Source organism: Kitasatospora sp. NPDC036755 (assembly GCF_040636595.1).
Taxonomy (GTDB): Bacteria; Actinomycetota; Actinomycetes; order Streptomycetales; family Streptomycetaceae; genus Kitasatospora.
Genome location: NZ_JBEZUT010000272.1, coordinates 1 through 12,346 on the forward strand (window position 1 = coordinate 1; position 12,346 = coordinate 12,346).

The following is a 12,346-nucleotide window of genomic DNA, read 5'->3' on the forward strand; positions in this document are numbered from 1 at the left end:
CTGCTGCTCGTTCTGCTTCTGGGCGTGTCCGGCACCGCTGACCTGCGCATAGCCGCCATGCATGGCGGCGGCTACGGCCGCCTTCGGTGCCTGGGGCGTCGGGCGGCACTCCGCCGGGGCCGCACCGGGGCGGATCAGAAGCCGGTGTCGTAGGTGTAGAGCGCGGTGTGGTCCAGCAGCTGGGCCGGCGTGGTGGTGTTCCAGGGCTTCATCGTCCTGCCGAGGTCGACCACGTTGGCGGTGGCCGCCGCGGGCAGGTAGCCCGAGGCGGGGTTGCGGCGCTGCCACTCCGCCCACAGCTTGTCGATGAAGCAGTGGTGCAGCCAGAACGCCGGGTCGTTCGGGGACATCCCGGAGTTCATCTGGCCGCCGATCCACACGTGCACCCGGTTGTGCAGGTTGGGGCCGCGCCAGCCTTCCAGGTTGTTGCGGAAGCCGTCCGAGGAGCTGTTCCACGGGGCGGCGTCGTAGACGGTCATGGCGAGCACGCTCTCCACCTCGGCCCGGGTGGGCAGCGCGGAGACCGCGGTGCCGAGCGCGCGGCGCAGGTAGTCGCGGCTGTCGGGGCGCACGTTCAGCGTCCACTTCCCGGTGCTGTACGCGAACGGGCCGGTGGTCACCTGGTTGTCGCCGCTGCGGCCGTTGCCGCCCAGGAAGTCCGCGCCCCAGATCGACGAGGTCGCCGACCGGTCGACGGTCCAGTCCCAGTACGGGAGCGTGACGTTCGGGTCGACGCTCTGCAGGTCCCGCTCGAACTGCAGCAGGAACTGGCGGTGCCAGGGCAGGAAGGACGGGGAGCGGTGCCCGACCCGCTCCCCGGTGTCGCTGTCGTTGATGATGAAGTAGTTGTGCGAGTCGACGTAGCCGTCGTAGCGGCCGAGCCGCTTGAGCTCCAGCACGGCGTCGACGAAGGCGCGCTTCTCCTGGGCCGTCAGGTTCGCCTGGTTCTTGCGGACTGCCATGGTTCCTCCTCGGTGGGCGGGTGGTCCGGACGTGCGGTGGGTCCGGTTCAGGCGACGGAGATCGGTACGAGCGTGGCGCCCTGGAGGTCCTTGACGGCCGCGCGGGCGAGCGCGCGCGGGGTGGGGAAGGTCTGGTAGTGGTTGATGACGCTGATCCAGGTGCCGTCGACGTTGCGCATCATGTGCAGCTCCTGGCCGTCGATCAGCACCGTGTACCCGACGCCGCCGTGGTGGCCGCCGTGGGCACTCGGCTGCCCCTGGATGCGCCGGCCCTGGAAGAGCTCGTCGAAGTGGTCGTTCTCCCCCAGGTCGGAGGCGGTGGCGGGCTTGCTGGTCGGCCCCGCGACGGCCAGCACGCCCGTGCCGACGGCGGCGGTGAGCGCCAGGGCCGCGCCCTGGAGCATCCGTCGCCGGGTCAGCTGCGCGGTGTCGTTGATTTCGGACATGGTGAAACCCCCTCCGGCGCCTCGAAGAAACGAGGCACCCACATGAAAGAAACGTTTCTTCACGAGGTCGGATTGGCAAACAGACCCAAAACCCCCGCCATGGAAGGCAATTCCATGGTCAATCCGCCTCGCAGCCATACTTTCAAGGGATGTGGGCGGTTCGTAACGGGCGCATGACGAACGCGAAGAGGGTTGTGCGATTTTCCGGTCAGCCCATTTGTCGAATGCTCATCATCAGCCGCGAGGAAGTTTCACCTTCCAACCGCTCGCAGGCGATCTTTCGAAAGATCTTCCGGAACCGCCCCGCCCTCCCCGCAGACCTTCCCGCACGGCGCGCTCCCGGCGACGCGGCTCACACCCGGAACATGGCGGGATGCGGCAGGCGGCGCCCGGCCCTTCGCCCGCGCCCCGCCCCGGGGATTCGCCCCACTCGCCCACCCGGAGTCCCCGATGTCCGGGTTCGTCGCCACGGGCGGCGGCCCCCGCGCCCGGACCGACCCGATCCGGACAGCACGTCGCCCGGACAGCACTTCGCCCCGCCGGACACGATCCGGCGGGGCGAAGTGCGGCGGTCGGGGCGCCCGGGGCGCGCCTCCGGCTCAGACCGCGATCACCGTGATCAGGGCGACGAGGCCGAGCAGGGTGGGGGCGATGACCCACCAGCACCAGCGGGCCTCGACCGGGCCGGCCGCGGCGGGGCGGGAGGCGTTGCGCTCGGCCATCTCCTGGAGGACTGCGGTGACCTGGTCGGACCAGGCGCGGGTGGGGTCGGGCGAGCCTTGGACGACCGGGTTGGTCCGCTTGGCCATCCCCAGCCCGAGGCCGGTCCGGGAGGCGTGCTCGGCGGCGCTGGGGCGCTGCGCCCGGGTGGCCCGCTTGCGCTGGCGCAGCGACACCGGCACCGCCCAGACCTGGTACTTCTTCCCGCCCGCGAGCAGTTCGACCGAGTACCCCGCGCGCAGCGCCTCCACCGAGGCCCACGGCGCGACGACGGTCCTCCAGGGGTTGCGCACCACCAGCCTGTCGCGGCCCGCCCGCACCACCGGGCGCAGCGTGTACGCGATCACCGGGAAGGCGAACACCGGCACCGCGGCGAGCGAGACGTACGGGGTCTTCCCGGTGCCGCTCAGCACCGCGTCGCCGATCAGCCAGGCCGCGACGACCAGCAGCAGCACTCCGGAGATCGCGCCGGGGACGGAGCGGTACACACGGTCCGCGTACTCGGCGTCCCCGTCGGGGTCGGCGGGGTTCCGGTGGGGCTTGTCGTCGGAATCGGTCATGGCGTCGATTCTGCCCCATGCCCCTCGTCCGGAGGTCTCGGTCCGGCCACGAATGGCAGGCGCCCTGGCGGCCCACTACGCGCGTAGATATGCTGCTCTGGTGACTATGTCCACTGTTGCAGCCAATGCCCTCGGCGTTGCGGGCAGCGGCCTCCAGGACGTTGCGGCGTCCGAGGCCTCGCTCCGCCGTTTCCTGCACGGCCTGCCCGGCGTCGACCAGGTCGGCCTGGAGGCGCGTGCCGCCGCTCTCGGTACCCGCTCGATCAAGACCACGGCGAAGGCGTGCGCCATCGACCTGGCGATCTCGATGATCGACCTGACCACGCTGGAGGGCGCGGACACGGTCGGCAAGGTGCGCGCGCTGTGCGCCAAGGGCAGGACCCCCGACCCGACCGACCCGACCACCCCCCGCGTCGCCGCCATCTGCGTCTACCCGGACATGGTCGCCACCGCGAAGGCCGCCCTGGAGGGCACCGGCATCCAGGTCGCCTCGGTGGCCACCGCCTTCCCGGCCGGCCGCGCCGCGCTCCCGGTCAAGCTCGCCGACACCGCCGACGCGGTGGCCGCGGGCGCCGACGAGATCGACATGGTGATCGACCGCGGCGCCTTCCTCTCCGGCCGCTACCTCGACGTCCACAACGAGATCGTGGCCGTCAAGGAGGCGTGCAAGCGCCCGGACGGCAGCTCCGCCCACCTCAAGGTGATCTTCGAGACCGGCGAGCTGCAGACCTACGACAACGTCCGCCGGGTCTCCTGGCTGGCGATGCTGGCCGGCGCCGACTTCATCAAGACCTCCACCGGAAAGGTCGCCGTCAACGCGACCCCGCCGGTCACCCTGCTGATGCTGGAGGCGGTCCGCGACTTCCGCGCGGCCACCGGCGTCCAGGTCGGCGTCAAGCCCGCCGGCGGCATCCGCACCACCAAGGACGCCATGAAGTACCTGGTGATGGTCAACGAGACCCTCGGCGACGACTGGCTGACCCCGCACTGGTTCCGCTTCGGCGCCTCCAGCCTGCTCAACGACCTGCTGATGCAGCGCCAGAAGCTGGCCACCGGCCGCTACTCCGGCCCCGACTACGTGACGGTGGACTGATCACCATGGCCAAGAAGAAGAACACCGAGGAGCCCGCGGCCAAGCCCGCCGGCGGCCTCTTCGCCTACGCCCCGGCGCCGGAGTCCCCCGCCGCGGCGGGCGACATCGCCACCTCCTACGGCCACTTCATCGGCGGCGAGTTCGTCGACTCCTCCGGCAACGAGGCCCTGAAGACGGTCAACCCGGCCACCGAGCAGGTGCTCGCCGAGTTCGCCCAGGGCACCGAGGAGGACGTGGACCGCGCGGTCGCCGCCGCCCGCGGGGCCTTCGCCGACTGGTCGGCGCTGCCCGGCAGCGAGCGCGCCAAGTACCTGTTCCGGATCGCCCGGATCATCCAGGAGCGCAGCCGCGAGCTGGCCGTGCTGGAGTCGATCGACAACGGCAAGCCGATCCGCGAGACCCGCGACGTCGACCTGCCGCTGGTCGCCGCGCACTTCTTCTACTACGCGGGCTGGGCCGACAAGCTGGACTACGCCGGCTTCGGCGCGAACCCGAAGCCGCTGGGCGTGGCCGGTCAGGTCATCCCGTGGAACTTCCCGCTGCTGATGCTGGCCTGGAAGGTCGCGCCCGCGCTGGCCACCGGCAACACGGTCGTCCTGAAGCCGGCCGAGACCACCCCGCTGACCGCGCTGCGCTTCGCCGAGATCTGCCGCCAGGCCGGTCTGCCGAAGGGCGTCGTCAACATCGTCACCGGTGACGGCCGCACCGGCGCCGCGCTGACCGGCCACCCGGACGTCAACAAGGTCGCCTTCACCGGCTCCACCCCGGTCGGCCGCGCCATCGCCAAGCAGCTGGCCGGCACCCGCAAGAAGCTCTCGCTGGAGCTGGGCGGCAAGGCCGCGAACATCGTCTTCGACGACGCGCCGGTCGACCAGGCGGTCGAGGGCATCGTCAACGGCATCTTCTTCAACCAGGGCCACGTCTGCTGCGCGGGTTCGCGCCTGCTGGTCCAGGAGTCCGTCCAGGACGAGCTGCTGGACGCCCTGAAGCGCCGGATGGCCACCCTGCGGGTCGGCGACCCGCTGGACAAGAACACCGACATCGGCGCCATCAACTCGGCCGAGCAGCTGGCCCGGATCACCGCGCTGACCGAGGCCGGCGAGGCCGAGGGCGCCGAGCGCTGGTCGCCGGCCTGCGAGCTCCCGGGCACCGGCTTCTGGTTCAAGCCGACCCTGTTCACCGGCGTGAGCCAGGCCCACCGGATCGCCCAGGAGGAGATCTTCGGCCCGGTGCTGTCGGTGCTGACCTTCCGCACCCCCGCCGAGGCGGTCGAGAAGGCCAACAACACCCCGTACGGCCTCTCCGCCGGCATCTGGACGGAGAAGGGCTCGCGCATCCTCTGGATGGCGGACCGGCTCCGGGCCGGCGTGATCTGGGCCAACACCTTCAACAAGTTCGACCCGACCTCGCCGTTCGGCGGCTACAAGGAGTCGGGCTACGGCCGCGAGGGTGGCCGCCACGGTCTGGAGGCCTACCTCGATGTCTGATGTCGCCACGCGTCTTGACGTCTTCAAGACCTACAAGCTGTACGTCGGCGGGAAGTTCCCGCGCTCCGAGAGCGGGCGGGTGTACGAAGTGACCGACTCGAAGGGCGAGTGGCTCGCCAACGCCCCGCTGGGCACCCGCAAGGACACCCGCGACGCCGTCCTGGCCGCCCGCAAGGCGGTCAAGGGCTGGGCCGGCACCACCGCGTACAACCGCGGCCAGGTGCTCTACCGGGTCGCCGAGATGCTCCAGGGCCGGCGCGAGCAGTTCGCCGCCGAGGTGTCCGTCTCCGAGGGCATCGGCCCGAAGAAGGCCGCCGCCCTGGTGGACGCCGCGATCGACCGCTGGGTCTGGTACGCGGGCTGGACCGACAAGGTCGCCCAGATCGCGGGCGGCGCCAACCCGGTCGCCGGGCCGTACTTCAACCTCTCCACCCCGGAGCCGACCGGCGTGGTCGGGGTCGTCGCCCCGCAGGCCGGGTACGGGCACTCGCTGCTCGGCCTGGTCTCGGTGATCGCCCCGGCGATCGCCACCGGGAACACGGTCGTGGTCGCGGCCGCCGCGGACGCCCCGCTGCCCGCGCTGTCGCTGGGCGAGGTGCTGGCCACCTCGGACGTCCCGGGCGGCGTGGTCAACATCGTCTCGGGCCGGACGGCGGACATCGCCCCCACCCTGGCCTCGCACCAGGACGTCAACGCGCTGGACCTCACCGGGGCCATCGCCGAGGACGGCCCCGGCGCGGCGAAGGCGCTGGAAGCCGCCGCCGCGGATACCCTGAAGAGGGTGGTCCGTCCGCAGCTGGACCCGTTCGCCCAGGACTGGACGAATGCGCCCGGTACGGAACGGCTACTCTCGTTCCTGGAGACGAAGACGGTCTGGCACCCGAAGGGGATCTGACCTCCGCCGCTCCGGGTAACAACTCCACAGACTGGCCGTCCCCAGTGCCCTCACCCCCCCAGGGCCCGGACGGTCATTGGACGGACCCGCGCCTCTCCCCCCCTGGCGCGGGTCCGTCGACTTTCGTCGCCGGGCGCGGCAACCTTCGGCGGTCCCGGCGCGGGCGCCCGCGGACCAGAATCGTCCGTACCGGGAACGAACGAGGGGGAGCCGTGGGAGAGTTGATCGCCGAGCTGATGCCGCTGTTCGCGGACGGCTTCCTCCGGAAGTGGCACGTGTCCCGCACCCGCAGGCGGCTGGCCTCGGGCAAGTCCGTGCGGGTGCCGTGCTCGGCCCGCTCCGACCGGCCCGGCTGGCAGCGCGCCTACGTCAACGGGAAGTTGCGCATCACTCCGGGCGCCCCGACGGCCGCCTTCGGCTCCCGCGCCCTCGGCCGCCTCGACCTGCCCGCCGGAGGCACCTTCCACGAGCCCGAGCCCGACACCTGGCACAGCCAGGACTGGGCCGCCACCGGGTACCGGCCGCCCGGCGGCGGCGAGCCGGTCTACCTCCAGGTCGACAGCCGCTACCTCCCGCTGCTGCACGCCGCCCTCACCGACCCGGAGGCGACCAGGAAGGAGTGAGCCGACCGGTTTCGGCAACCGGCCGGGATGCGTCAGACTGGTGTCCCGTGAGTGACTCCCCCATGAACCCCGCACCGACCGGGCATGCCCGGGTGATCCTGCTCTCCGGGCCCTCGGGGTCGGGGAAGTCCTCGCTCGCCGAGCGCAGCGGCCTTCCGGTGCTCCAGCTCGACGACTTCTACAAGGACGGGGACGACCCGACCCTGCCGCGGCTGCCGGACGGCGCCGTCGACTGGGACTCCCCGCTCGCGTGGCACCGCGACCAGGCCGTCGCCGCGATCCGCTCCCTGTACGAGCACGGCCGTACGGACGTCCCGGTGTACTCCATCCCGGACAACGGCCGCATCGGCACCCGCGGCCTGGAGCTGGACGGGGCGGGCGCGTTCATAGCGGAGGGCATCTTCGCCGCCGAGATCGCCGCCGAGTGCGCCGACCAGGACCTCCTCGGCGACGCCCTGTGCCTGCGCAACGGCGCGCTCACCACGGCCTGGCGCCGGCTGCGCCGGGACGTCCGGGAGGGCCGCAAGTCGCTGCCGGTGCTGCTGCGCCGGGGCCTGCGGCTGATGCGGGCCGAGCGGTCCATCGTCGGCCGGCAGGTCGCGCTCGGCTCGTACGCGTGCGCCGGCCCGGAGGCCGAGCGGCGGATCCGCGCCGCGGCCCGGACGACGGAGCTCTCCGCGGCCTGAACCCCGCGCCGCCGGAGCCCGCGCTCCGGCCCGGCCGGAGCCTTCGCGTCCGGCCCCCGAGCACGACGAAAGCCCGGTGCGTCTCCCCCGCACCGGGCCGTCGCCTTCCCGAACGGTCCTCGGCTCCCCCACGGGCGTGCTCCCCCGAGCCGCTGCCCCCGGACCGTGACCGTCCGCTTCCCGTCCCCCGACGGGAGTCCTCGTTACGCGACCAGCTCGCCGAACGCCCGGACGGTGTCGCCGGACTTGTTCAGGTGCTCGTCCTCGCGCAGCCGGCGCAGGGCGCGCCAGATGCTGCTCTTGACCGTGCCGACGCTGATCCCCAGCACGTCGGCGATCTCCGGGTCGGTCTTGCCCTCGTAGTACCGCAGCACCAGCATCGTGCGCTGGTTCTCCGGAAGCTTCGCCAGCGCCTGCCAGAGCACGGTGCGCAGCTCGGTGCCGCCCATCGCGTCGGTGTCGCCGGCCGTCTCCGGCAGCTCCTCGGTCGGGTACTCGTTGACCTTGCGGCGCCGCCAGGCGGAGATGTGCAGGTTGGTCATGGTGCGGCGGAGGTACCCGCCGACCGCGGCCTTGTCGGTGATCCGGCCCCAGGCCCGGTAGGTGCTGAAGAGCGCGCTCTGCAGCAGGTCCTCGGCCTCGTAGCGGTCACCGGTCAGGTGGTAGGCCGTGGCGTACAGGGAGGCGCGGCGCTCGCGCACGTACGCGGTGAACTCCGTGATGTGGTCCTCCGCGACGGCCGGGTGCTCCCCCTGCGCGCCTCCCTGTGCGGCCTCGGTGGTGCGGGCCGCCGCGGGGTTCAGCCGCAGCAGCGTCGCACCGGCGGCCTCGCGGCTGTCCGGCTCCCCCGAACCGAACGTCCGCAGACTGTTCCCCCCGGTCCCCCGGTTGCCCGGGGCGTCCTTGCCCTCGACGCGGACGGGGAGGACTCCCCGCAGCGTGAGGGTGGTGCCGGAGTCGGCCGAACTCCCCAGACGGCCGATCCCGTACAACTCCCCCGTCCTGCCGCCGCCGCTCACCCGACGGGCGCCAGGGTTTCCACCGGTGCTGTGCGCGCACCCCCGCACGGTCACGGCACCGGAGTTCTCGTCGGTCCTGACCTCGAACCGGGTCCGGTGGGACGTGGCTGACGAACGCGCGGTGCGGACAGCCGGGTTGGTCCGGGTCTGAAGCATGGCGTTCATCGTGCGCCCCCTGGGTCGGTACGAGCGGTTCCGGTAGCCGCCCTTCAGCCGGCCTTGCGGCCCGCTGTCCTGCGGCGACATGGAAAATCCTGCCCGCCGGTTGTGATGGCGCTGTCCGCCGACTGTCACAGGGGTGTCACAGGAGCGGGCCGAATGTCCTGGTCCGCCTCCCTCCGTACCGGACGCCGGTGGCACGCGTTCCGGTTCCCGGGGGAGCGGTGGGCGGTCCGGGGGGTGATTCGGCGCTGCCGGTGGGCCAAAATGGGGCCGTGCCTTTCCTCCTACTGATCGAGGACGACGACGCCATCCGGACCGGCCTCGAACTCGCCCTCACCCGCCAGGGCCACCGCGTGGCCACCGCCGCCTCCGGCGAGGACGGTCTGCGCCTCTTCAAGGAGCAGCGGCCCGACCTGATCGTGCTGGACGTGATGCTGCCCGGCATCGACGGCTTCGAGGTGTGCCGCCGGATCCGGCGCACCGACCAGCTGCCGATCATCCTGCTGACCGCCCGCTCGGACGACATCGACGTGGTGGTGGGCCTGGAGTCGGGCGCGGACGACTACGTGGTGAAACCGGTGCAGCCGCGGGTGCTGGACGCCCGGATCCGGGCGGTGCTGCGCCGCGGCGAGCGGGAGAGTTCGGACTCCTCCGCCTACGGCAGCGTGGTGATCGACCGCGCGGCGATGACCGTCACCAAGGACGGGCAGGACCTCCAGCTCACCCCGACCGAGCTGCGGCTGCTGCTGGAGCTCAGCCGCCGGCCCGGCCAGGCGCTCTCCCGCCAGCAGCTGCTGCGGCTGGTCTGGGAGCACGACTACCTCGGCGACTCCCGCCTGGTGGACGCGTGCGTGCAGCGGCTGCGGGCCAAGGTCGAGGACGTGCCGTCCGCGCCGACGCTGATCCGCACCGTGCGCGGGGTGGGCTACCGGCTGGACCCGCCGGCCTGATCCCGCCCGCCCCCGACCAGCCCCTCACCCGCCCCTGGAACTCCCGTACCACGACAGGCTCTTGTGACTGACCATCAGACGACTGCCCGGCGGTTCTCGACGGGCCGGTGGCGTCGGCTGCGCTCCCTGCGGGTGCGGCTGATCGCGGTGTTCGCGGCCGTCGCGCTGCTCGCCGCCGTCTCGGCCTCCGGCATCGCGTACTGGCTGAACCGCGACGCCGTGCTCAAGCGCGCCCAGGACACCGCGCTGAACGACTTCCGCGTCTCGCTCACCCGCAACGTCTCCGAGCTGCCGCTGAACGCGACCTGCCAGGAGCTGGCCGGGCTGGCGTCCACCGTGGCCAGCTCCGGGCTGACGTACGACGTGGTGGTGGTCGACCCGGCGCACCCGGAGTGCCCGGCCTCCTCCGACCCGACGCACTTCACGCTGGCCGACGTCCCGACCGCGCTGCAGTCCACCGTCGCCCGGCCGCGCGAGGTCACCGAGAACAACCCGTACCCGTACCACCTGTACTGGCAGCGGCAGAACCTGGAGGGCCGGCCGTTCGTGATCGGCGGCACCAAGGTGGTGCCGAACGGCCCGACGGCGTACATGTTCAAGTCGCTGGAGAACGAGCGGGCCGACCTCAACACGCTGGGCTGGTCGCTGGCGATCGCCACGCTGCTCGCGCTGATCGGCTCGGCGCTGCTCGCCCAGGCCGCCTCGGCGACCGTGCTGCGGCCGGTCAAGCGGCTCGGGGACGCCGCCCGGCGGCTCGGCGAGGGCCGTCTGGACACCCGGCTGGAGGTCGAGGGCTCGGACGAACTGGCCGACCTGGCACGGACCTTCAACCGGGCCGCGGAGTCGCTGCACGAGCAGGTCGAGGAGCTGAGCGCGCGCGAGGCGCAGAGCCGGCGCTTCGTCGCCGACATGTCGCACGAGCTGCGCACCCCGCTGACCGCGATGACCGCCGTGACGGACATCCTGGAGGACGAGGCCGAGTCTCTGGACCCGATGATCGAGCCGGCCGTCCGGCTCGTGGTCAGCGAGACCCGGCGGCTGTCCGACCTGGTGGAGAACCTGATGGAGGTGACCCGCTTCGACGCGGGCACCGCCAAGCTGGTCGCCGACGAGGTGGACATCGCCGACCTGATCATGTCCTGCATCGACGGGCGGGCCTGGTACGACGCGGTCGAGTTGGACGCCCCGCGCGGCATCCTGGCCGTGGTCGACCCGCGCCGGCTCGACGTGGTCTTCGCGAACCTGATCGGCAACGCGCTGAAGCACGGCGGCTCGCCGGTGAGGGTCAAGGTCCGGCAGGACGGGGAGTCGGTCGTGATCGAGGTCTCCGATAGCGGCCCGGGCATCCCGGAGGACGTGCTGCCGCACGTCTTCGACCGCTTCTACAAGGCGGACCGGGGGCGGGCGCGCTCGGAGGGCAGCGGTCTCGGCCTGTCGATCGCGATGGCCAACGCCCGGATACACGGGGGGACGATCACGGCGGCGAACGGGGAGGTCGGCGCGGTGTTCACCCTGACGCTGCCGCTGGCCCCGCCGCCTCCGCCGTCCGCGGGCGAGGCCGAGGGCCGCCCCGCCGGCGACGCCGCCGAGGACAAGGACGCCACGTGAGCACCCCGACCGACACCGCTTCCCCCCGCACCGTCCTGCGCCGCGGCGCCGGCGTGCTGTTGCTGCTCGCGCTGGCGTCCGGCTGCGGCATCCGGCCGACCGCCGTACCGGTCGACGCCGGCGCGCCCGCCAGCCGGACGGCCTGCCCGACCACCCCGCACATACCGGCGGCCCTGGTCACCCCGCCGGGCCCGGCGCCGACCGTGTCCCCGACCCGCGGCACCAAGGCGGCCGTGAGCCCGAGCCCGTCGCCCACCCCGGTGGCACCGGGCAGTCCTCCGCCGGACAACGTGTTCGGCGCGGTGCCGACGGCCTCGGCCTGCAAGTAGGCCGGAGAAGGGGCGGGAAGGGGGCGGGAAGGGACTTCGGGGGCGCGTTTGGGAATGTTCACGCCCGGTGTGGAACCGACGTGCAGTCGGTCCACGTCCTCCCTCCCGTGCAGCGAGATGGCACCAGGACACGCGACGAGCGTTCCGGCGCGGGGACCGAGAGCAGCCCGGCGGCGGCCGTCCACCGTCCCCTCCGGTTGGCCGGACTGGCGGGCCTCACCGGCCACCTGGCGCTGGTGCTCTGGCTGGTGCTGAGACCACTGCCGGTCGCCTGGGTGTACGACGCCAACCTGACGCCGCTCGCCTCGCTCCGCTCCTCCAGCGGCTGGCAGGTGGTCGGCGAGCTCCTGCTGCTGGCCCCGCTCGGGATCCTGCTGCCGCTGGCCGGCGGCCGGCTCCGGGCCCGCTGGCTGCCCTCCTTCCTGCGCACCACCGGCGTCTCCGCGATGCTGGCGACCGTGCTGGAGTTCCTCTCCTCCTGGGCCCCCGGGCACGTCCTCAACGTGGACCACATCCTGCTCGCCGTGGTCGGCGTGGCCGTCGCCCACCTCGCACTCGTCCCCGGCCTGCGGCACCTGCTGCGGGACCGGCGGCCGCGGGCGCCCCGGCCGGCGGTGCGCTCCGCACCGCCGGTGACCGCCGTCGGCGCGGTCGCGGCCGTCACCTCGGTCGCCACCGTGGCCCCGGTCGCACCCGCCGCCCGCCGCCGCGCCTAGAAGTCTGATGAAGATCTTGCTGCTGGAGGGGCTGTCTCGGCTGGGACAGCCCCTCCGGTGCTATGTGGTTGCGGAGGCGATGGTCCAGGT

The 12,346-nt window shown here is 72.6% G+C and carries 13 protein-coding genes; 9 read left to right on the forward strand and 4 right to left on the reverse strand.

Annotation, left to right across the window (positions count from 1 at the left end; genetic code table 11):
• Positions 1-134: 134 nt before the first annotated feature.
• The 3 genes from AB0E96_RS30770 to AB0E96_RS30780 all read right to left on the reverse strand — a co-directional run bounded on the left by AB0E96_RS30770 (position 135) and on the right by AB0E96_RS30780 (position 2,688).
• A complete protein-coding gene (locus AB0E96_RS30770; RefSeq protein WP_359829055.1) occupies positions 135-962 on the reverse strand; it encodes a tyrosinase family protein in 828 nt (275 codons plus the stop codon).
• Between the two features lie 47 nt (positions 963-1,009).
• Complete coding sequence (locus AB0E96_RS30775) at positions 1,010-1,408, reverse strand: tyrosinase cofactor (RefSeq protein ID WP_359829056.1); 399 nt, start codon at positions 1,406-1,408, stop codon at positions 1,010-1,012.
• 599 nt (positions 1,409-2,007) lie between these two features.
• Complete coding sequence (locus AB0E96_RS30780) at positions 2,008-2,688, reverse strand: PH domain-containing protein (RefSeq protein ID WP_359829057.1); 681 nt, start codon at positions 2,686-2,688, stop codon at positions 2,008-2,010.
• Positions 2,689-2,794: 106 nt separating this feature from the next.
• On the opposite strand from AB0E96_RS30780, the gene deoC reads away from it, so the two are divergent.
• The 5 genes from deoC (at position 2,795) to AB0E96_RS30805 (ending at position 7,472) form a co-directional block, all read left to right on the forward strand.
• Positions 2,795-3,781 (forward strand): deoxyribose-phosphate aldolase, encoded by a 987-nt coding sequence (gene deoC, locus AB0E96_RS30785; RefSeq protein ID WP_359829058.1) that lies wholly within the window; start codon positions 2,795-2,797, stop codon positions 3,779-3,781.
• A gap of 5 nt (positions 3,782-3,786) precedes the next feature.
• Positions 3,787-5,268, forward strand: coding sequence for an aldehyde dehydrogenase family protein (locus tag AB0E96_RS30790; protein ID WP_359829059.1), 1,482 nt, complete (start codon positions 3,787-3,789; stop codon positions 5,266-5,268).
• Positions 5,261-6,163 carry an aldehyde dehydrogenase family protein gene (locus AB0E96_RS30795; RefSeq protein ID WP_359829060.1) on the forward strand — a complete coding sequence of 301 codons (903 nt, stop codon included), beginning with the start codon at positions 5,261-5,263 and terminating at the stop codon, positions 6,161-6,163. Before AB0E96_RS30790 ends, AB0E96_RS30795 begins: the two co-directional genes overlap by 8 nt.
• Before the next feature lie 212 nt (positions 6,164-6,375).
• Entirely contained in the window at positions 6,376-6,786 is a 411-nt protein-coding gene (locus tag AB0E96_RS30800; protein WP_359829061.1) for a hypothetical protein, read from the forward strand.
• 62 nt (positions 6,787-6,848) lie between these two features.
• On the forward strand, positions 6,849-7,472 hold the full coding sequence (locus AB0E96_RS30805) for an ATP-binding protein (RefSeq protein WP_359829065.1): 624 nt from the start codon (positions 6,849-6,851) through the stop codon (positions 7,470-7,472).
• Between the two features lie 203 nt (positions 7,473-7,675).
• On the opposite strand, the gene AB0E96_RS30810 is transcribed toward AB0E96_RS30805, so the two are convergent.
• Positions 7,676-8,545, reverse strand: a complete 870-nt coding sequence (locus AB0E96_RS30810; protein WP_359829066.1) for a SigE family RNA polymerase sigma factor — start codon at positions 8,543-8,545, stop codon at positions 7,676-7,678.
• 380 nt (positions 8,546-8,925) lie between these two features.
• Here AB0E96_RS30810 and AB0E96_RS30815 point away from each other — a divergent pair, with 380 nt between their 5' ends.
• The 4 genes from AB0E96_RS30815 (at position 8,926) to AB0E96_RS30830 (ending at position 12,256) form a co-directional block, all read left to right on the forward strand.
• A complete protein-coding gene (locus tag AB0E96_RS30815) occupies positions 8,926-9,603 on the forward strand; it encodes a response regulator transcription factor (RefSeq protein ID WP_030257458.1) in 678 nt (225 codons plus the stop codon).
• Positions 9,604-9,666: 63 nt separating this feature from the next.
• Positions 9,667-11,211, forward strand: a complete 1,545-nt coding sequence (locus tag AB0E96_RS30820) for a HAMP domain-containing sensor histidine kinase (protein WP_359829062.1) — start codon at positions 9,667-9,669, stop codon at positions 11,209-11,211.
• The gene (locus AB0E96_RS30825) at positions 11,208-11,540 is read left to right on the forward strand and encodes a hypothetical protein (protein ID WP_359829063.1); all 333 of its coding nucleotides are present in this window, start codon (positions 11,208-11,210) and stop codon (positions 11,538-11,540) included. The genes AB0E96_RS30820 and AB0E96_RS30825 overlap by 4 nt, the downstream gene beginning before the upstream one ends.
• 197 nt (positions 11,541-11,737) lie before the next feature.
• Positions 11,738-12,256, forward strand: coding sequence for a VanZ family protein (locus AB0E96_RS30830; protein WP_359829064.1), 519 nt, complete (start codon positions 11,738-11,740; stop codon positions 12,254-12,256).
• Positions 12,257-12,346 lie beyond the last annotated feature (90 nt).

Excerpts from the sequence above, each read along its gene's own strand:
- deoC (WP_359829058.1), top strand. The coding sequence starts at position 2,795 with ATGTCCACTGTTGCAGCCAATGCCCTCGGCGTTGCGGGCAGCGGCCTC.
- AB0E96_RS30780 (WP_359829057.1), bottom strand. The coding sequence starts at position 2,688 with ATGACCGATTCCGACGACAAGCCCCACCGGAACCCCGCCGACCCCGAC.
- AB0E96_RS30770 (WP_359829055.1), bottom strand. The coding sequence starts at position 962 with ATGGCAGTCCGCAAGAACCAGGCGAACCTGACGGCCCAGGAGAAGCGC.
- AB0E96_RS30805 (WP_359829065.1), top strand. The coding sequence starts at position 6,849 with ATGAACCCCGCACCGACCGGGCATGCCCGGGTGATCCTGCTCTCCGGG.
- AB0E96_RS30790 (WP_359829059.1), top strand. The coding sequence starts at position 3,787 with ATGGCCAAGAAGAAGAACACCGAGGAGCCCGCGGCCAAGCCCGCCGGC.
- AB0E96_RS30795 (WP_359829060.1), top strand. The coding sequence starts at position 5,261 with ATGTCTGATGTCGCCACGCGTCTTGACGTCTTCAAGACCTACAAGCTG.
- AB0E96_RS30775 (WP_359829056.1), bottom strand. The coding sequence starts at position 1,408 with ATGTCCGAAATCAACGACACCGCGCAGCTGACCCGGCGACGGATGCTC.